General features: G+C 38.9%; 18 protein-coding genes. 11 read left to right on the plus strand and 7 right to left on the minus strand.

Translation table 11 applies throughout. The features are described 5' to 3' along the window. The first annotated feature begins 11 nt into the window (after positions 1-11). Positions 12-1,016, plus strand: coding sequence for a LacI family DNA-binding transcriptional regulator (locus HFU86_RS04440; protein ID WP_036954043.1), 1,005 nt, complete (start codon positions 12-14; stop codon positions 1,014-1,016). Positions 1,017-1,074: 58 nt separating this feature from the next. Here the strand turns inward: HFU86_RS04440 and HFU86_RS04445 are convergent, their stop codons facing one another. The 4 genes from HFU86_RS04445 to HFU86_RS04460 form a co-directional block, all read right to left on the minus strand. Continuing rightward, a complete protein-coding gene (locus tag HFU86_RS04445; protein ID WP_036954045.1) occupies positions 1,075-2,046 on the minus strand; it encodes an ABC transporter permease in 972 nt (323 codons plus the stop codon). A 10-nt stretch (positions 2,047-2,056) separates the two neighbouring features. Next, the gene (locus HFU86_RS04450; RefSeq protein ID WP_132496226.1) at positions 2,057-3,541 is read right to left on the minus strand and encodes a sugar ABC transporter ATP-binding protein; all 1,485 of its coding nucleotides are present in this window, start codon (positions 3,539-3,541) and stop codon (positions 2,057-2,059) included. 174 nt (positions 3,542-3,715) lie between these two features. Further along, positions 3,716-4,576, minus strand: a complete 861-nt coding sequence (locus tag HFU86_RS04455; RefSeq protein WP_414153954.1) for an ABC transporter substrate-binding protein — start codon at positions 4,574-4,576, stop codon at positions 3,716-3,718. Positions 4,577-4,746: 170 nt separating this feature from the next. Then, complete coding sequence (locus tag HFU86_RS04460) at positions 4,747-5,820, minus strand: zinc-binding dehydrogenase (RefSeq protein ID WP_036954051.1); 1,074 nt, start codon at positions 5,818-5,820, stop codon at positions 4,747-4,749. A 554-nt stretch (positions 5,821-6,374) separates the two neighbouring features. Here HFU86_RS04460 and HFU86_RS04465 point away from each other — a divergent pair. The 10 genes from HFU86_RS04465 (at position 6,375) to HFU86_RS04510 (ending at position 15,371) form a co-directional block, all read left to right on the plus strand. Beyond that, positions 6,375-6,935, plus strand: a complete 561-nt coding sequence (locus HFU86_RS04465) for a LemA family protein (protein ID WP_187128793.1) — start codon at positions 6,375-6,377, stop codon at positions 6,933-6,935. A 21-nt stretch (positions 6,936-6,956) separates the two neighbouring features. Continuing rightward, positions 6,957-8,000 carry a hypothetical protein gene (locus HFU86_RS04470; protein WP_187128794.1) on the plus strand — a complete coding sequence of 348 codons (1,044 nt, stop codon included), beginning with the start codon at positions 6,957-6,959 and terminating at the stop codon, positions 7,998-8,000. A gap of 1 nt (position 8,001) precedes the next feature. Next, entirely contained in the window at positions 8,002-8,544 is a 543-nt protein-coding gene (locus HFU86_RS04475; protein ID WP_187128795.1) for a LemA family protein, read from the plus strand. Beyond that, positions 8,541-8,927 carry a hypothetical protein gene (locus HFU86_RS20045; protein ID WP_187128796.1) on the plus strand — a complete coding sequence of 129 codons (387 nt, stop codon included), beginning with the start codon at positions 8,541-8,543 and terminating at the stop codon, positions 8,925-8,927. Before HFU86_RS04475 ends, HFU86_RS20045 begins: the two co-directional genes overlap by 4 nt. Positions 8,928-9,752: 825 nt before the next feature. Beyond that, positions 9,753-10,379, plus strand: a complete 627-nt coding sequence (locus tag HFU86_RS04485) for a fimbrial protein (RefSeq protein ID WP_108479469.1) — start codon at positions 9,753-9,755, stop codon at positions 10,377-10,379. A gap of 57 nt (positions 10,380-10,436) precedes the next feature. Beyond that, positions 10,437-11,096, plus strand: coding sequence for a fimbrial protein (locus HFU86_RS04490; RefSeq protein WP_108479468.1), 660 nt, complete (start codon positions 10,437-10,439; stop codon positions 11,094-11,096). A gap of 35 nt (positions 11,097-11,131) precedes the next feature. Continuing rightward, a complete protein-coding gene (locus HFU86_RS04495; protein ID WP_108479467.1) occupies positions 11,132-11,782 on the plus strand; it encodes a hypothetical protein in 651 nt (216 codons plus the stop codon). A gap of 40 nt (positions 11,783-11,822) precedes the next feature. Beyond that, positions 11,823-14,237: a fimbria/pilus outer membrane usher protein gene (locus HFU86_RS04500; protein WP_187128797.1), complete on the plus strand. Its 2,415-nt coding sequence runs from the start codon at positions 11,823-11,825 to the stop codon at positions 14,235-14,237. A 35-nt stretch (positions 14,238-14,272) separates the two neighbouring features. Further along, on the plus strand, positions 14,273-14,959 hold the full coding sequence (locus HFU86_RS04505; protein WP_108479465.1) for a fimbria/pilus chaperone family protein: 687 nt from the start codon (positions 14,273-14,275) through the stop codon (positions 14,957-14,959). 70 nt (positions 14,960-15,029) lie between these two features. After that, the gene (locus HFU86_RS04510) at positions 15,030-15,371 is read left to right on the plus strand and encodes a helix-turn-helix domain-containing protein (protein WP_108479464.1); all 342 of its coding nucleotides are present in this window, start codon (positions 15,030-15,032) and stop codon (positions 15,369-15,371) included. 121 nt (positions 15,372-15,492) lie between these two features. On the opposite strand, the gene HFU86_RS04515 is transcribed toward HFU86_RS04510, so the two are convergent. The 3 genes from HFU86_RS04515 to HFU86_RS04525 are packed head-to-tail and all read right to left on the minus strand — an operon-like array spanning position 15,493 to position 19,539. After that, the gene (locus HFU86_RS04515; protein WP_132496232.1) at positions 15,493-16,305 is read right to left on the minus strand and encodes a hypothetical protein; all 813 of its coding nucleotides are present in this window, start codon (positions 16,303-16,305) and stop codon (positions 15,493-15,495) included. 30 nt (positions 16,306-16,335) lie between these two features. Continuing rightward, positions 16,336-16,857: a hypothetical protein gene (locus tag HFU86_RS04520; RefSeq protein ID WP_132496233.1), complete on the minus strand. Its 522-nt coding sequence runs from the start codon at positions 16,855-16,857 to the stop codon at positions 16,336-16,338. A gap of 54 nt (positions 16,858-16,911) precedes the next feature. After that, positions 16,912-19,539, minus strand: a complete 2,628-nt coding sequence (locus HFU86_RS04525) for a fimbria/pilus outer membrane usher protein (protein ID WP_255425938.1) — start codon at positions 19,537-19,539, stop codon at positions 16,912-16,914. Positions 19,540-19,555 lie beyond the last annotated feature (16 nt).

Consider the following 19,555-nt stretch of genomic DNA (forward strand, 5'->3'; position numbering starts at 1 on the left):
CTAGCATAAATATGACTAAACAAGATAGTTCAACAACCATCATTGATATCGCCAAACGCGCGAATGTGACCGATATTACGGTATCTCGAGCTTTTAATCACCCAGAATTGGTAAAAAAAGAGACGCGAGAAAAAATACTCGCTATCGCGCAAGAATTAAATTATGTCCCCAATGTATTTGCACGGAATTTAAAGAATAAAAATAGCCGCATTATTGGGGTTGTTACGGACAGTACCTTTAACCCGTTCTATGTTGTATTAATCCAGACGGTTTCCCGTTTAGCGAAAGAGAAAGGGTATCAGGTGATGATCTTTGATACCGATAGCGATGAAAAAGCCGAGCAAACGGCTATTGAAACCTTAGTCAGCTATAAGGCTAGCGGTATTTTACTTTCGCCTGTGCGTGACGATAAAGCCTATCAACCGAGTTATTTGTCACTGATTGATCAGCATAAAGTCCCTCTGGTTTTTGTTGACCGTTCTATTTATGGCAAAGATTATCCTGGGCTATTTCTGAAGAACTTTGAAATCGGGGCATTAACCGGTAAATATCTCAATCAGCAACGCAGCGAAAATACCTTAATTGTCTCAGGACCTGAGCATTCTGAAATTAGTCTTTCACGCTTAGCGGGTATTTATGATCAATTTACCAACCGTAAAAATATTCATGTCCTGTACAGTAGTTATATTTTTAGTAAGAAAGATGAAGAGTATTTAAGGGAGAAAATAAAAGAACTCTATACACCCAATATGTATATCGTGGGGTTAAACGGAATTATTACCGCGGGGATGTACAAAATTATTTCTGAACTCGGATTATCTTGCCGTTATTTCTCGGTGGACTTACCGCCTTATGCTGATACTTATCATTTATCGATTTCAGGCGTTCACCATGACTCAGTTTATTTAGGTAAACGAACAGCGGAATTACTGTTTGCAGAGATAGAAGGTGGTACCACTAAAGAAACGGGTTCCAAGCAAATTTTCGTCAATGGAAAACTCGTGACTTACGATTAAAAAAATAAGGATTTCATCATGAAATCCTTATTTGTTGTTTTTCGTAACAGCGTGAAAATCAACGCTTCATTGAGCTAATTAAGGTTGCGCCCCAGATAATTAAGCCTTTTACAATATATTGAACGTACGGTGAGATACCCAGCAGGTTCAAGCCATTGTTTAGTACACCTAAAATCATTGCGCCGATCAATGTGCCGATGATCATCCCGCGACCGCCTGCGATAGATGCACCACCCAAAACCACCGCTGCAATGGCATCCAGCTCAAAGCCTACACCGGCATTAGGCTGACCGCTCATAACGCGTGAGGTAAAGATCAGTCCGGCAAATGCGGCAGTGAAACCACTGATGACGTACACCAACATTTTGTAGCGCTCAACGCGGATACCACTTAAACGCGCTGCCTCTTCGTTACCGCCAATGGCATAAATATAGCGACCGAATGGAATATGATTAAGCACCACATAAAAAATCAGATACAGACCTAGCATTAATAGGATAGGTACCTGAATTCCCATCAACTCTTCACGTCCCCAAAAAGCAAACTCTTGAGGTAAGCCAGAAATAGGGTAGCCACCGGTGTAAATTAGCGCTAAGCCTTTCGCAATAATCATGGCGCCTAAGGTGACGATAATTGGCGGCATTTTACCGTAAGCAGTTAAAATCCCATTAATAAATCCAAACGCGATACCAGATAACAGACCCAGAGCAATGGCAATGGAAGGATCCATACCATAATATTTCATTAATCCAGCCATCAATGTACCGGATAGCGCCATCACCGCCCCAACGGAAAGGTCGATCCCTCCGGTTAAGATGGCAAATGTCATCCCGATAGCAATGATTGCATTAATAGAAACTTGGCGGGCAATAGTGGATAAGTTATTTACCGTTAAAAAATGCTCATTAAAAATGGACATGCAAGCAAATAAAATAATTAACCCAACGAGAGGTAAAAATGCCGGTATCTTGGTTAATTTGGCAAAATTAAATTTATTCTTCGCCAGTGGAATTGTACTTTGGTTAGACATAGTCATGATCCTATATAATATTGCCGGCCGCATGTAACATAATCTGGGTTGAGTTAATCTCGTCCCCACTTAATTCAGCAGCAACTTCACCATCTCGAAACACCAAAACCCGATCGCTCACGCCAATAACTTCTGGCAGCTCTGAGGAGATCATAATAATTGAGATCCCTTTTTCGGTAAGTGAACGCATTAATTGATAGATTTCTGATTTTGCTCCGACGTCGATACCCCGTGTTGGCTCATCGAAAATAAGAATTTTGGCTTGTTTATTTAGCCAACGTGCAATCACCACTTTTTGTTGGTTTCCACCGCTAAGCGTTGAAACCGCTGTATCTGCTTCTGGTGTTTTAACTTTGACTTGGGAAATTAAATCAAGAGATAACAAATGTTCTTTTTTATTTTGAATTAAGAACAGTTTTTGAGCGTGATTATTTAGCCAAATATTCTCTTTAACTGAGAATGGCAAAACCAAACCTTGGGTTTTACGACTTTCAGGTAAAAGTCCAATGCCTAACTGGAGCGCTTGCGCCGCAGATTTCATTTTGACTTCTTGCCCCTCTAGAACCACTTTCTTCTTGTAGGCTTTATCCGCGCCCATCATGGCGAGAATATTTTCAGTACGACCAGAGCCGACTAAACCTGCAAGACCGAGGATCTCGCCTTTTTTCAATTGAATGCGGTTGGTTGGGCTAGAAGCAAACCGTTGAATTTGAGCATCGAGTATGACCTCTTGCCCATCAAAATGGCGTTTTGGCGGGTAGATATTTTCGACTTCACGACCTACCATCATTTCGATGATCACATCAAGGTCGGTATCATCCACCTTGCGGGAGCCAATATATTGACCATCTCGCAAGACGCTAATGGTGTCGCAAATTTCATAAATCTCTTCCAAGTGGTGAGAGATAAAGAACATCCCGACGCCTTTTGCTTTCAGGTCACGCATCACATCAAATAGGTGATTGGCCTCTTTGGGGGTTAATGTTGCCGTTGGCTCATCTAGTACCAATATTTTGGCATCCAGAGAAAGCGCTTTGGCAATTTCCACAAATTGTTGTTCAGCAATACTTAAATGGCTAATAGGTTCATCAATATCAATATTAACGCCCAACTCAGATAGGATTATCTGCGCTTTTTCGCGCATCAGTTTTCTATCTAATAAGCCAAATTTATTTTTAATTTCCCGGTTTAAAAAGATATTTTCAAAAGCATTTAAATAAGGGATTAACGAAAACTCTTGGAAAATAATACCGACGCCCGCTTTAATGGCATCACGATAATTATGGAAGGTGTGCTCTTCGCCTTCGATAAGTATTTTCCCGCTATCTGGTTTATGAATTCCACACAGCACTTTCATTAGCGTTGATTTACCCGCACCATTTTCACCTAGCAGTGCGTGTACCTCTCCTTTTTCTAAAGAGAGATTAATATTATCTAGCGCCTTAACCCCAGGGAAAGTTTTACTGACATCTTTTAATGCTAACAATTGCATCATGTTGCTTCCCTTATTTTCTTTACCGCTTAAAAATGGGTAACAAAGCGAGTTGGAAAGTGAAATGCTTTCCAATAAACATAGTGTCATTCATTTTTATTAAGAGTATTGCGCCGGGGAATAATCCGTAGGCGCAATACCGAGTTCGACTTACTTATTTACTTTATTAATTGCTGATTACCAATGGAAATCTTTAGCATTGGTTTTGTCGATTAACTTAACATCCAGAGGAACTTCTTTAGGTACGTTAGCTCCCCAGTGTTTTGCTAAGCCCATGGCTAAACCAATACGTACTTGGTCACGTGGGAATTGTGCGGAGGTAGCGATAAACGGTGAATTACCTTTGGCAATTTCAGCGACGGCTTCAGGAGAACCATCAACACTCACCAGTTTCACATCACGACCCGCAGATTCGATTGCCGCTAATGCGCCTAAAGAACCCACATCGTTCACACTAAAGATACCATTCAAGCCAGGGTTAGCTTGCAGCATGTTTTCAGTGACGTTCATCGCAGTATCACGCTCTTGTTTACCGTTTAATTTGGTCACAATTTTGATATTTGGATACTCTTTCATGGCGGCTTCAAAACCACGAACACGCTCAAGGATTGGCACGACAGGGATACCATCAAGGATAGCCACTTCGCCTTTACCACCTAATGATTCACCTAAACGTTTACCCGCCATTAGACCTGCTTCGTAGTTTTTAGAACCCACGAATGAGTCGATTGGACCGTTAGCTTGTGCATCGATTGCAATCACCACGACACCCGCTTTTTTCGCAGCTAATACCGCGGTTTCTGCACCCACGCTATCCGCTGGGTTAATCAGCAGGATATCGATTTTTTTCTGAAGCATATCTTCGATATCGCTGGTTTGTTTTGAGACATCGTGTGCCGCATCAGCGATATAAAGTTGAGCGCCCATTTCACCTGTTGCGCTTTCTAAAGCCTCTTTCATGGTCACGAAATATTCGTTATTCAGTTCTTGAAACGACATTCCGACAGAAACAGGTTTTGCTGTCGCGTTAAAAGCCATGCCCAGTGTTAAAACGCTTGCTGCAACAGCTAACTTTTTAAATTTACTCAACATAAGATGTTCTCCTAAAGAGCCTTTAGTGTTATAGGGTACTGCTAATATTTATGATTATTAATGACTTACTTTAATTATGCTGATACTGCATTTCACTATATTGCACTACAACAGCATTATGGCTTGATAACGACTTTGATAGAGTCTGCCGATTTCGCCATAACAAATGCCTCTTCCCAATCATCGATTGAGTAGAAGTGGGTAACGATATCGTCAGCACATACTAACCCGCGGCTAAATAGGTCAATGGCGACCTCGTAGCTGTATGGGCCTAAGTGAGCACCTCGGATATCTAACTCTTTACGGTCACCGATAATTGACCAGTCTACGGTGGTTTCTTTACCGAAAACACTGAACTCGACGAAGCGACCCAGTTTACGGATCATTTCTAACCCCTGAGTCACGCCGATTGGAGCGCCAGTCGCTTCGATGTACACATCGCAACCGTAACCTTCGGTCATCTCTTTAACCAGTTTGATGGCATCTTCTTTCAGTGGGTTGATCACCACGTCAGCACCAAATTTCTTCGCTAATTCAAGGCGCTCATCAATAGCATCGATAACGACTAATTTTTTCGGGGTTTTGAGTTTCGCGACTTGGATCATGCACAGACCCAGTGGACCTGCACCTGCGATAACGACAACGTCATTTAAATCGATATCACCACGACGAACGGTATGGATAGCGCAGGCCATTGGCTCGATTAACGCCGCATCTTTTTCTGAAAGCTCATCTGGAATTTTGTGAATAATGGCACGCTCAGAAAAACGCATATATTCCGCCATACCACCATCGGCAACTTCTTTTTGGAAGCCGTAAATATCATGGGTTTCGCACATCCAATATTTGCCTGACTTACAGAAACGACACTCCCAGCAAGGTACGATTTGTTCCGCTAAAATACGATCGCCTACTTTCAGACCATATTTTTCGCCAGAACCTTCGCCCAGCTCAGCAACGCGTCCGTAAAATTCGTGTCCCGGTACAACAGGGGCTTTGATCCATGGGTTTTCACCCCAGAACATTTGAGCGCCATCATTCGCTTTACAGTCACCTGCACAGATACCGCATCCGTCTACTTTGATGACCACTTCACGAAATCCTGGTGTTGGTCTTTTAATCGCTTCAAAGCGGTAATCATGGGGGCCATGACATACAACTGCTTTCATTTTTTCAGGTAGGGTACTCATATTCTAATAACCTCATTCTGGATGTTGGCTATAATGTTGACGTCAACATTAAACGTCGTTTTTGTAAGTAAACCGTTCTCTTTGTAACGCTTGACGGCTAAAAATAATAATGGTGTGAGAAAAGTGATGCTCTATTGTTATAAATAAATTGTTTAGTTTTTAATATGACGACGTCGTCATTTTTGAGAGATGCTAAATAAAAAAGTGATAATTGTGATTCAAATCCTATTTTTTATTTAAGAACTCTTTTGTTTATGAGGTTTGTTTGCCAGACAAAATGCAAACTATAGTGGATGCGATGATTTTCGAAAGAGTATAATTAGTTTCGTTGTTTTCAGAAGTGAAGAATCTTTGAAAAAACATTTCAGCTAACACTTTAAAGTGAAATTTGAATTAGTTTGCGTCATTAATGTGATCATGATCGATTTGGTATGGTGTGTAAATCACTATTAATCCTTTTCTTTGCTATTTTTCCGATTGAATAAAAAGTGTTATATCGATAACTTAAATTAAATATCTCAGGACTAATGATTTTTTAATTAAAAGGCATAAAAATGGCAACGACAATGATTGTTCTTCTGGTTTTACTACTTATTTTAGCGGGATGGGGAATTTCTATTTATAACCGCTTAGTGAGTACTCGGAATCAAGTTACCAATCAATTTGCCAATATTGATGTGATTTTAAAACAGCGTGCTGACCAAATTCCCCAGCTAGTCACGATAGTTGAAAAAGCCATGGAGCATGAAAAAGCGCTATTTACTTCATTGAGTGATGCTCGCCAAAATTATTTCAGTGCTAAAAATGTGCATGAAAAAATTGCAGCATCAAATGAAATGGATAAAGCATTAAAAAGCCTCGTTGCGGTTGCTGAAAACTACCCAACGCTAATATCGGGTGAGCAATTTACCCAATTACAAATCGCACTAAGCGAAGTGGAAGATAAAATTGCTCAGCGTCGCGAAGGTTTTAATGATGCAACAACGGAATACAATACGGCGATCCAAATGTTCCCAGACAGTATTTTTGCCAATATTTTTGGTTTTACTGAATTGCCTTTATTGGAAATCTCCGATGCTGAGAAAAAATATGATGGTATTCGATTCAAATCATAATCACCGTTAAAGGTATCATCTGTGAATATCTACTATTTTTTAGGTGCCGTATTAGGTGGCATTCTTTTTTATTTAGACCGAAAGTATTCAAAAAAGCGTAAATTAAACTGGGGCATTATTCTTTTTACTGCGGTGCTATTTGGGGCATGGGAAACTATCTCGCCGAGACCTGGCGAATATGAACGTTACTTTTTCTATGCCGTGGCTGTAGGGATGGCTTTTGCGGCTAGTCGTATTGTCGTTGGAATAACGGAAAGTGCGTATGATCGCTATCAACGTTTGCAAAAGGAAGGCTCCTCCAAATTTACTGCATTATTAAAAACCCTTGTTGGCACTGCATTGGCTGGGTGTTTAACCATGGGCTTTTTTATCGATATTCGCCTCTTTTTTGTGGCTTTCGTCTTATTGTTTGTTTTCAGTTTTATTCAAAATACCCCCGAAAAACGCTTTCTAAAGTTTCAAAAGAACCTCGCAACTTCAAAAATTCGCTCAATTGCGATGGGGCTCGTAGAAGTAGAAGGGAAAATAACCTCAGGAAAGGAAGTCAAAAGTAAGTTAGGTAATCGTAGCTGTTATGGTGCTTTTTATTACGAGTACTCTATCTCTACGGATAAAGAGGGTAAAAAAAGTTATACCCTCAGAGACAGCAGTGTTCAGCTACATAATTTCACCATGACGGATGATACTGGCTCTGTGAATGTGATTTGTGACCCAGATTATTTTGTCCATACCGGATTATCCCCCCATATGGATTATGAGAGTGGCAATCGTCGTTATAAAGAGTATTTACTTGAAAGTGGGAAGAGTTATTTATTGATTGGGTCAGCGGACAGTGAGAATGGCAAAGTGGTGATCACCCGTAAAGCGCCACACATGTTATTAGGTGTTTCGCCATCAGATTATGTGACTCGCTGGAATAAATCCGCGCCAATGCGTCGGAATATTGGGGTGACAGCAATGATTGCAGCTATTCTGATTGCGCTAATATTAATGACGCCAGTGAGTTATCAAGATGGATACTTAACGCTCCATTTTAACCAAATTTCGTTATCTGACAGTGAATGATATGAATCAGATTATCTTTTGGATTTTTGTCGCGGTGATAGGCACCATTTTGGTTCGCTATATTGTGGGGATCTACAACAATATTATTTTCTTGAAAAATAACTGCGAAAAAGCGTTTGCTAATATTGATGTGCTCCTAAAAAAACAGGCAGATTTAATGCCTCAGTTAACAATCGTAGCGGAAGGGGCAATGACTCATGAAAAGCGTTTAATTAGCGAATTACTGCAAAGCCGTCAGCATTATTTATCCACGGAACAACTCGATGTTAAAGTGGATTCCGCAAACCAATTTCGCTCACATTTAAAATCGATTTTTTTACTGGCAGAAAAATACCCCAAGCTGATTAGCCAGCAGGCGTTATTAGCATTACCAACGTCAGCAAAAGGGTTAGAAGACCAAATTGCGGATCGCCGAGAATTTTTTAATCAAACGGTTACGTTATACAACACCAACATTCGTCTTTTCCCGAATCTCATTTTTACACTCTTATTCCGTTTTAAAGATATTCCCTTGCTGTATGTTCAACAGGAGTCTGCATCATGATCACAATTCCTTTTTCATGGTTTGGTTTCACCGATTGGTTGGTGAATAAAGGGGAGCCGGGGTTGATTGTGATGTTTGCTACGTTTGGAATGATCCCTGCCTGTATTGTTTTCACGCTAGTGATGAGAATGATCGGGATGAAGAAATTTATCGCTCCTGTGGTGTTGGGCATGATTAGCTCAATGTTTATCAGCATGATGGTGCTTATTCCGCTGTTATTAATTTTCCGCTTCGATAATATTCCAAAAGCGATGTTAGTTTGGATGGCGGTTCTAGGAAGCTGCATTGTCTTTTTCCTAACGAATATGGATTACATTGAGATTTGGTCATCAAGCCGAGAAGATAAAAAGAGTGTGACAGCGAGAAAGAAACGGAAAAAATAAAAGGCATTTTTTACTATTGTTTACATTATATATGACTGTTTTATAGCGTAAGTCAAAAAATAAATTATTAAACTGTAAGATAATGACTTCATAATCCACCAAATAAAAATCAGCTACTAGTATAAAACACAAGAAGTAAGTAGAAGTAGTCATATAAAGACTCTCTAAATATGACGATCGGAAGAGGTGGTTAGATAAAAGTACCATTATTACTCTTTATTGTTGTAACAACCTGGCGATGGTTTTGGTATAACTTCACAAGTTTGTATAGTTTCTTTGGTTTACTGTGTATAAGTGTGAATGGTTTATTTGGCTGTCTATCTATATGGTATTGATTTTTAACTAAATAAATTTATCTCTATATTTTTTTGTCAATTATCGACCTTTTGTTTTTACTCTGTATATGTGTTAAATTGTAATTCTTCGCTGTTAGGAACAAATAAAAAGTATATTTGATATAAAAAACTGTATTTGCATTCTTTTTATGATGATTCTAGGTTTAAATATATTCAACAGATAATCTTAAAACGAGTAATTGAGTTTACTTGCTTGTTTTCTATGATGAAACATACTGAAATACTTTGTAATAAGGCAAAATTAAATAACTTGCTTTATTTAGCCTAATTCAAATCTTAAAAATATATGCTTATAATGGCTCCATCGAGTTAATTAGGCTGATGGAGTTTGTTAGCATTAAATCGATATTGAAAATAAATAAAACCAACTAAATATCTAAAACATTCTTGTTGGAATTTTAATTTTAAAATTCCAATAGGAGGGGTTTTATTCGTTTAAATATTATTTTTATTTTATAGGATTTATTTCATGTTTAAGAGAACCGTAATTGCATTATCTTTAATTTCTGTTTCAAGCGCGACATTAGCCGCGGCACCCGTGGCTAATTTAAAAGTATCAGGTTCAATTACGCCACCAACTTGTACTATTAAAGGGCAGAATGAAGTTGACTTAGAATATGTATTTGATGTGTCACCTGGAATGTTCCCTGTTTCTGGTAATTTAGGACTTGATGCAAAAACAAATAGCATTGAAGTGATTTGTGATGCAGCAACTTATTTAACTTTCTCCTCTACTGATAACCGTGCGAGTTCTGTATTAACTGCGGGTGTATATAACTTTGGTTTAGGTCTGTTTGATACCGATAAAAAAGTTGGTTTCTATACAATCAATATGAAGAATGCAACAGTTAAAGCGGATTCTTCAAGTGCTGCTCAAACTGTCGGTATTTCGAATGGAGCAACATATGCCACAACAATGTATATTGATAAAACGAAAAAAATGGCGTGGGCAACAGCTGCAAGCACATTAAAAGCAGGGCAAATTTTTGCAGCAGACTTTGATGTAAAACCAACTCTGAGTTCCGAATTGAAAACAAGTTCGGGTGATGCTGAATTAGATGGTCATGCTACATTAGCCTTTGCTTTTTCTCTCTAATTTTTTGATTGAAATGAATAGATATAAATTTATATCTATTCATTATGGAACGGAACTATGATTAAAAAAATAACACCATTAATATTATCGACAGTGTTAATATCTCCAGCTGTATTTGCCAATACAACTGCAAATATAAAAGTATCCGGCAAAGTTGCAATGCCAACCTGTTTAATTAATGGAAATGAACAGTCAGATGTTATTTTTGAATTAGCAAAAACATCGCCAAGATATTTGAGTCAAACATCCTATACGGTATTACAATCACCGGTTAAAAAGAATGTCACTGTGACTTGTGATGCGGAGACATATTTAACCTATCGTGCAACGGATACGTATCAAAGTACGCCATGGCCAACGTCATCTGCGGATAACTATTTTTTCATAGTGCATTCGGATAATGCAGATAAATCAGTCGGTGCAGTGATGTTTGCTGTTTCCAATGTCACCATTGATTCTAAAACTGCTTTTGTTGCAAGTGATGGCGTTACAGCAAATAACACTGTCATGACCAAAAAAATACTTAATGGTTTTGGTACAAAGAGTTCAACAATATTCGCTAATAAATTAACAGCAGGAAAAGTATTTTCTGCAGATTTTGAAACCAGCGGTGTTTATATTAACTCTATTAACCAATTAACAGCAGCGGGTATCGATTTGACGTCTAATGTCGATTATCAAGCAGAGGCTGTGCTGGCTTTTAACTTTGGTATTTAATTAAATTCTAATGAGATGTATTTCTTGGGGAATATATGCGTTTATTTGTCACTCCAGTAACTAAAGCTACATTACTATTTGCATATTGTAGTCTGTTTTTTAGTGAAGCAGTTTATTCGCATACTTTTCAAAATAGAAATATTATTGAACAGGTTGAGTCACCCCCTACGTGTGAAATCGCCATCCCTGATGGCGGGCAATATCAATTTAATCAATTGCATGCTCGCCAGTTTAATGCGATTAACGCAACGGAAATACCCGAGATTACCAAAACATGGCAAGTGTCGTGTAATACACCAACTCAATTGCTTGTTCAGTTCTCGGATAACCGAAGTGATTCATCACAATTGGGAAATGAAGATTACTTTGGGTTAGGGAAGGTGAATAACCAGGGACGATTAGGGAATTACCAGCTGATACTTAACCAACCAAAAGTGGATGGTCAATCGGTTGGAATCGGTGTGGTGGAAGGTGCAGGTCCATTTCAACGCATTCAAGGAGCGGTATTAAAAGGGAAAAAATATGCATGGTTTACAAATGAAAACGTATTATCCAGTGGGAAAAATTTCACCGTTAATATAGCCGTTAAGCCTATATTAAACAGCCTTAAAGAAACCAATGGTCCAATTATTGAGGCTGTGGAATTAGATGGCAGTGCAGATATTATATTTTCATTTGGAATATAGTTTTAATTCTTAGTAGTTTATATTGGAAATAAAAATAATAATGAATAAGAAAAATAAATTTTCTTATTGCCATCTATTTTTAATTTTTGTCGTACTGCATGTAAATAATTCCGATGCATCTGAATCAATAAAGAGTAACACAGGATCGTCAATTAATTTTGATATCGACTCTTTAAAATCACTAGGGTATGGGGCAGAGGTCGCTGAATTCTTTATGAAGGGTAATCAGTTTTTACCCGGAAATCATGATGTCACCATAAAATTAAATGGCAGTAATGAATATACTGCGAATATTGAAATCAATGAAAACGGTGAGCTTTGCCTGACTGACGGGTTAATGAGTAAGTTAAGATTAAAAAAAGTTAACTTAACTGACGGATGTAATACATTCGAACAAATTTATCCTGAGGCAAAAATTGCATTACATCCTAGCTCCTACCAAATTGATATGGTGGTTGCCGAAGAGAATTTAGACCCAAAACTACAAGGCAATGAGTTAACGTACGGTGGTTTTGGTGTTGTCAGTAACTATCAGTTATATGGGATGCATATTAACGGTAATTACAGTCAGCGTTTCTATCAAGGAGAGTTTGAAACGGGTATTAACTGGAATAATTGGGTTTTACGAAATAACAGTAGCCTCTCCGCTGGAGATTCAAAATCACAATATCAATTTAATGAAACTGTACTGTCAAAAAGCATCGAACCCTTGCAGTCTTTATTAGATATTGGGCAGCTTAATACGCAAGGTGCCTTTTTTGGGGGAACACCGCTTGATGGTGTGCAACTTTACTCAGATAGCTCTTTGCAAGGCTCGAATATTTTAGTTGTTCCGGTGACTGGTTTTGCAAGTACACCATCAACTGTTGAAGTTCAGCAAAATGGGCGGCTGCTATATCGAACGATGGTACCAGCAGGACCTTTTGAGTTAAATCGCATTAATAATGTGGTGATTGGTTCGCCTTTGGATGTCACGGTTTTCCAAGATAATGGTGAAAAACAGCAGTTTCAGGTGGTGACGGCCAACCAGCAAACTGCGGTTTCACCCATGAGCTATCAATTTTCAGTGGGGCGTTATCGTAGCCAAAGTGATTTGCAAACGGATAAACCCATTATTGGTAGTGCAGAAATCAGCCAGCAATATGGCATGTCAAATTATGGGGCAGGCGTACTTTATTCAAATCAATTTCAAGCGGTGAGTGGACGACTTAACTCTTATTTTGATTTTTCAACACCGATTTCTACGGGGATTGGCGTTCAAAGTGCGAGAAATAATGAAAAGCGCGGGGAGCAGATCGATTTCAATAGCAATATTGCATTTGAGAAAATGACATTCGGGGCATCTGTTTTATATCGTACGAATAAATTTCCAACCTTGGATAGTTCATTATTAAAAAAGCAACCCGCTCAGGATGAGCAAGAAAATACGAATAGATGGTTTAGTGGAGAATTACAAACTACCTCTTCGTTATTTGCAAGTTGGGGTGATGTTACATGGGGGCGCTTTAGCGCTAACGTAAACCATAATCATTTTTATGGCGATAAATCTGATACCGTTTTTTATTCAGCGGGCTATAGCCGAAAAGTTGCAGATATATCGTTGAATGTGAATTACCAAACGGGTGATGATCGAGATAGCCGAATTTTTATTAATGCATCGATGCCGTTAGGTAAGAAAAAAAGCATGAGTATGCAGAGCCAATATTACCAAGATAAAACCATGGTAATGGCAAATTACAATCAGCAAGTCAGCGATAATTTAAGGTATTCCGTTGGGGCTGGTCGTAATGATGGCACGAGTGTCGTGAATGGCAGTATTAATAATGCCAATGCGTATAGCAATATTTCGCTGAGCGGTTCGATGTCCCAGAATAATACGCACTCAGTCACTGTCTCTGCATCAGGCGGCATGGCGTATTCCGATGGGTTATTTGCAACGTCATCCGTACCTTTAGGAGACACCTTTGGCATCGTGTATGTACCGGATGCGCCAGGGGTTAGAGTCAACACGATGGGCAGTGGCACCACGATAACGAATCATTTTGGAACGGCAGCGATTTCATCGTTACCAAAGAACCAAAAGTCTACCGTGCAGCTAAATACGGAGAAACTGCCTCTGAATGTGCGCTTGGATACAACGTCGTTTGATGTTGCTGCGGCGAGAGGGACTGTCATGACGAAACGCATTCAGGCAACCACAATGCGGCAATTATTGTTGAGCATCAAAATGACCAATGGCAATGACGTTCCATTTGGTGCCAGTGTGCTCAATAAAAAAGGTGATTATATGGGTGTCATTATGGGGGAAGGTAATTTATTACTCAGTAATGAGCAAATTGGCGATGACATTATTTTACGCTCACCTAACTCTGATGATTGCATTATTAAATATAACGTACCGGAATTTTTTTCCGCTGAATCACTTTATGAAGAGGCAGATGCTATCTGCCAATAATCTTAATATTATTTGAATACAAGTTTGAGGTTTCAATGAAAAAGTTAATTTATATCGCATTTTTAAGTTTAATAGGCTTAATGAGCGTACCTGCAAAAGCGAGTTTCCAATTAGAAACAATGACTGTTATTTTAGATGCTGGTGAAGAGCGCAAAGTATTTAGTGTAAAAAACACATCGAAAGAGCCTATCTTATTATCAACAAAAGTCTCTGATTTAGAAGGTTCTCAGCCTATGGCTAAAGATATTATGGTATCTCCGCCTATTGTTAGAATTGAACCAAATGAAAGCCAGCAAATAAATTTTGTTTTAAAGAAAGGGTTAGATTTAAAACAAGAACAGATTTTGCGTGTTTCTTTCCAAGGTGTCGGTGCCGTTAAGCAAAACTCTGCAAAAATGCCTATTCGCCAAGATGTGGCCATGCTGATTACGCCAGCTAATGGGGTATTAAGCCAAACACCTTGGAAAAATATTGCTGTTAATCAAAAAAATAATCAACTGACGTTGACGAATACAGGGGATCAAGTTGTTCGTTTATCACCTTCAGTCACGACATTACCGAGCAATGACGCTTATACCATTGATCAATTTTATTTAAGACCGAATGAAAGCAAAACTATTAATGTGAAAAACACAGTACAGGAGTTAGTGATTTCACCGTTAAGCCGTTACGGTTTTAAAACTCAAAATAATGACACTATAAAAGTCACTCATAATGGATAACTTTATCTATCGGTAGGACCGAGAATTAAATTTTTAATTAATCGTTCCAGTACAGGGAGATATATAAAATATGAAGAGCGTAGATGAAGATAGTAAACCCGAAAATCATGTTTACTCCGTAATAATCGGCAAAGAGCTGAAACGAATTCGTAAAAAGAAAGGTTTCTCGGGCTCTAAGGTGGCTAGTCAGTTAGGTATTTCACAGCAGCACTATTCACGATATGAATGTGGGAAATGCCGCATTTCTGTTGATACATTATTAAGTATTCTTTTTATTTTAGATTTTGATTTTGGAGACTTTTTTAGTGAGTTAAGGTTCCTGCTGAATAATGATTATCATGGTGAAATCCCAAATGTGAAGTTAAGTGATACTCACAAGGATATTGAAAGTTATTTTGATAAAACAAGTTAGAATTTAATCTTATTAAGAACTTTTCTTTATTTATTCTTTTCTACATTCATCTTGATTGTAAATCCGCCATTAGGCGGATTTTTTTATATTAAAGAGTGACTAATAAAATGCGAAATCAAGCTTACTGAATAGTTGTAATGTATTCTGCATTCCAAATATATTCTCCTGCTTGATTTGGGCATTTTCCTTTTAAGTGAGTTTCAATCTGTTTCTCTTTTTGCCCTGCTGGCATTTGAATGACTTGGGGCGGTTTATTGAGAATACTTTGGTTATCAAGAACAATATCAAAATCATCAGGTAAATCATGAGATCTTACGGTTAAATCCATTTTTTTACTTTGTCCCATATATCCCTCAAAACCTACTGTTAATGGAATAACCGCTTCTAGATTGTCATTGGGTGAACAAGTTTTTAAATCAATGACAGCTGGTGCGCTGATATGAGGAAAAGCACTTGATGCGCGTACATTAATTTCGGTATAGGTAATTGTGCTTGGACGAAAGTACTCATCATTACCATTCATAGCTGCGCTGTTTACCGCTGTACAATAAAAAAGCCATGTTTTATTCTCAAAACCAGATGCAGCATCGAGATAAGCGACACCATTAATGGCGCCATTAATACCATAGAATGATATTGTATTACTACCTCGAACATTTAACATTCCATCACTATATGTTCTTTGGTTAGGACCTAAGCCAACACTATTAACTGCATTTTTCATTTCGTCAAAGCCTGACCAACATGAGGTAATTACGTGACCCGTTACTTTTTGAGGGAGTGTGTAATTCACCGTAAATCGAACTTCATGTCTTTTTAATATGGACGTAAGTTCATCAAAAGTTACAGATTGAGGTTCTGTTGGAATAAATGTCGTTTCTGCATAAACAGACAACGGTAATAATGAAATAATAAAAATAAATAACTGGCGCAATGTTGTTGACCTTACTGGTTAATTCGCAATTTACATCGGTTCGATAGTGACAGTAATCTGTCCATTAACGTCACCAACAGGGGTACTTGAAGTAGAGGCTACCTGCGGAACGACAGTGATTTCAGTCTTATCCCCATCTTTGGTACTGTCTCTTTCCAAGGTGGCTGTTGTCGACGATAAATCAAGATAGTTTTCATCGAATTTTAAGCAGTAGCGCATAAAGTCAGCATCCGTTTTAATACAGGAACCATCTGCTTCATTTGCTTTGAAGGTGTATTTATATTTGTTAGTGCCTGAACAGGTGGCGGTCAACGTAAATATTTTAGAATAAGTATCTAGATCATCTCCGGTTGTTTTACCATTGAATGCAGAACTTGGAATTTTATCTAAAGAAACGGTATCAGGTACATCAAGTGAGCAGCCTGCCAAAACAGTCGCTTTTATTTTAACTAACGCACTTGCACTTTCTGCGCTGGCTAAGTTGATATTTGCACCACTAACACAGGTGATGAGCAAAATTAATTTCACGAGTTTATTGATAATTAAATTCATATTAAGCCTGTTATTTAAATAAAGAATTAAAATAGTTTTGTTATTGACCAATGATTATTGGCAATTAACATCGAATCGAATTAATGATTGCAGATCTGCATTTTCAGGTAACGAGTATGTGGCTTGGCACTGGTTTTCATCGTCATGTCCCCATTTGGCGGTTAATTCACCAGAAGATTCGAGCCCAGATAAATAAACCTGCCCATCATCATTCACAATTGCCGTTTGATGCCTAATCGAGACCAAGGTGCCGAAAGGCAAGTTTTTGCCATTTTTTACGATGTGAACCAGTGCACGAGCACCTTGGCGAGTCACAAAGTTTGCTTTGACGATAGCTCCACGAGTCGGCACCGTCGTAAGAACGCTGTTTTCAATTTCTGTTTGTTCATCTAATTCGCTGCTATCTAGGGCAACACGATTTAAACGATATGGCGTTGCATAAGGCTTGATGGTGTAACCGAGCCAATCTGTTTTCACACCACTGGTATGTTCGACGGGAATATCGTTCGCTCCCGGTGCCGAAATCAGAATGTTGGTCTCACCAAGGGGTTGACTAAAAATGATGCCGTCAGAGTGCAGGGTCACTGCACCAGAAATACCCGTTGAAACTTTACGGTAATCCTGACCGTAGCTATAACCGGCTTGAGTATTTCCATAGCCGCCTTGGTAGGCTAAGTTGATATTTCCGTCATTCCCATTACTCGATGAATACCCTTGAGCAACGTTCCAATTCAGGTTTTGTTGAGCCAGTAAACTCCCGCTTAAACTGGTCTGCTGGATTAACTCTCCTTGGTTATCGTGGTTAACACTATAAGAGGCATACATTGACGGTGCTCCTTGAGGCAACCACTTCTGTAACGGGATGGATACCGTTAAGAAAATATTCCTATCCGTTGTTTTTACATCGTATTGATCAACATTTTTATTTAATCCATATGAGAGCGTGTAATTAATATCGCCAATCTGGCTACTCAGCCCTGATTGTATGGACACCGAACTGCCATTTCGCTCCCAAAAACTCTGGCGGACACCGGTTAAATAAATAGAACCAACCCCTGTTATCTTTTGTGAGATATTAGTCTGTATTCTTTCTCGTTTATTATCGTAAAGATTGAAATAGTCGGTATTGTTGGTTTTCAGTTCCCCATTGGTATCAAGGGTTTCATTTTGTGATAGCCAACCAGACATCCGATTTAGCGAGGTTTCTTGTAGGGTATAGTAGCCTCGAGTTGAGTAGCGATACCCAGTGAGTTGGAGATTAGTGCCAGTTTCAGGGAAGGCTCGTGCGTATAGAAAACGCAGTGATTGCCCTTGATAGCGGCTCCCATCGGTTAATTGGCTATTCGCATGGGTGAGATCTGCTGAAAATGCTCCCCATGTCCCTAAGTTAAAACCGGTACCGACTGCTCCTGCCAGATAGTTTTTAGCATATTGAACGCCGCCATACAGCGTTGTTAATGACGATGCTCCCCAGATAAGCGTCGTTTCTCCAAATTGAGTTGTATCATAATGGCTGTTATCCGAGCGAAGCTCACCGGCGGTCAGGCTATAACTCATTCGGCCTTCTCGTAATAACACCGGAACAGAGGAATAGGGCACGATAAATGATTGAACATCGCCGTTTGCTTCAAGAATACTGACTTGCAAGTCACCACTCGAACTCATGGCGTTTAAGTCAGTAATAGCGAACTCACCAGGCGCGACATTAGCTTGGTAAATTAAATAATCATTTTGGCGAATTTCAATGGTCGCATTACTGTTTGCTACGCCGCGGATAATCGGTGAAAACCCTTGCTGACTAGACGGGTACATACTTTCGTCCGTTCGCAATTGTGCGCCACGAAACGTCAGTGAATCAAAAACGGTGTTATTGGTTGAACTGTCCCCTAATACTAAACGGCTTCGCCAAGGGATGATTCCTCGCTCGACATAGCTATTGAGATGTTGCCAGTTACTTTCTTGATTATGTTTGCTTTTATAGCTGGTCCATGTCCGGTTATCACGGTATCTCCAGCTCCCTAAATTGACGCCATTTCTTAGATTCAAATAGATATTTTTACTGAAATCGTGCTGATATTGGTTATCAGTGACACCTAATGTATAGCTGGTAAATAATGCATTAATTCCTTCATCCCATTGGTTTGTTGGGATTTCATCTTTGGCTAAATTATTTAATGCTATTTGAGGAATACTGATATTCAATTTCATTTTCGGAAAATCAAATTCAGTGCTCGCATTAGGAATTAATTGCGCCAGAGGAATACATTGATGGTTGTCCGATTGCAGTAATGGAAGGCTATCAATATTGACTCCCAGCTCAGCCAGTTCCTGCGGTGTTAACAGTGGAATTAACCCTGTTTGGTCTGCTACTAATTGGGGTAATTGGTCATCTAGCTTTTGGCAATCTTGTGCTTTGACAAAGGTAATATTTCTTCTGTATTTGAGATTGCCATTCAATAAAACATCAACGTCATAGGTTCCTGGTAATTGTGAACCTTGGCTTACGAAAGTACTTAAGTCAGCAATATGCTCTGAATCGATAGAGATCAACGAAGGTGGAAAATAGTAATTTTCTCCCTCTTGGGCGTTAGTGCTTGGTATTACAAAAAGGCAGATAAATAAGTATGAGGGTCTCAAATGGTTATTGATGATTTTTTTGTATTTTTTTAGTGAAACGAACATAGAAAACCTTATTTCC

This window comes from Providencia sp. JUb39 (assembly GCF_012272845.1).
Lineage (GTDB): Bacteria > Pseudomonadota > Gammaproteobacteria > Enterobacterales > Enterobacteriaceae > Providencia > Providencia lanzhouensis.

Coding starts and splice junctions, on each gene's coding strand:
- HFU86_RS04495 (WP_108479467.1), top strand. CDS start 11,132: ATGCGTTTATTTGTCACTCCAGTAACTAAAGCTACATTACTATTTGCA.
- HFU86_RS04450 (WP_132496226.1), bottom strand. CDS start 3,541: ATGATGCAATTGTTAGCATTAAAAGATGTCAGTAAAACTTTCCCTGGG.
- HFU86_RS04465 (WP_187128793.1), top strand. CDS start 6,375: ATGGCAACGACAATGATTGTTCTTCTGGTTTTACTACTTATTTTAGCG.
- HFU86_RS04455 (WP_414153954.1), bottom strand. CDS start 4,576: ATGGCTTTTAACGCGACAGCAAAACCTGTTTCTGTCGGAATGTCGTTT.
- HFU86_RS04505 (WP_108479465.1), top strand. CDS start 14,273: ATGAAAAAGTTAATTTATATCGCATTTTTAAGTTTAATAGGCTTAATG.
- HFU86_RS04510 (WP_108479464.1), top strand. CDS start 15,030: ATGAAGAGCGTAGATGAAGATAGTAAACCCGAAAATCATGTTTACTCC.
- HFU86_RS04440 (WP_036954043.1), top strand. CDS start 12: ATGACTAAACAAGATAGTTCAACAACCATCATTGATATCGCCAAACGC.
- HFU86_RS04445 (WP_036954045.1), bottom strand. CDS start 2,046: ATGTCTAACCAAAGTACAATTCCACTGGCGAAGAATAAATTTAATTTT.
- HFU86_RS04460 (WP_036954051.1), bottom strand. CDS start 5,820: ATGAGTACCCTACCTGAAAAAATGAAAGCAGTTGTATGTCATGGCCCC.
- HFU86_RS04520 (WP_132496233.1), bottom strand. CDS start 16,857: ATGAATTTAATTATCAATAAACTCGTGAAATTAATTTTGCTCATCACC.
- HFU86_RS04485 (WP_108479469.1), top strand. CDS start 9,753: ATGTTTAAGAGAACCGTAATTGCATTATCTTTAATTTCTGTTTCAAGC.
- HFU86_RS04500 (WP_187128797.1), top strand. CDS start 11,823: ATGAATAAGAAAAATAAATTTTCTTATTGCCATCTATTTTTAATTTTT.
- HFU86_RS04525 (WP_255425938.1), bottom strand. CDS start 19,539: ATGTTCGTTTCACTAAAAAAATACAAAAAAATCATCAATAACCATTTG.
- HFU86_RS20045 (WP_187128796.1), top strand. CDS start 8,541: ATGATCACAATTCCTTTTTCATGGTTTGGTTTCACCGATTGGTTGGTG.
- HFU86_RS04475 (WP_187128795.1), top strand. CDS start 8,002: ATGAATCAGATTATCTTTTGGATTTTTGTCGCGGTGATAGGCACCATT.
- HFU86_RS04490 (WP_108479468.1), top strand. CDS start 10,437: ATGATTAAAAAAATAACACCATTAATATTATCGACAGTGTTAATATCT.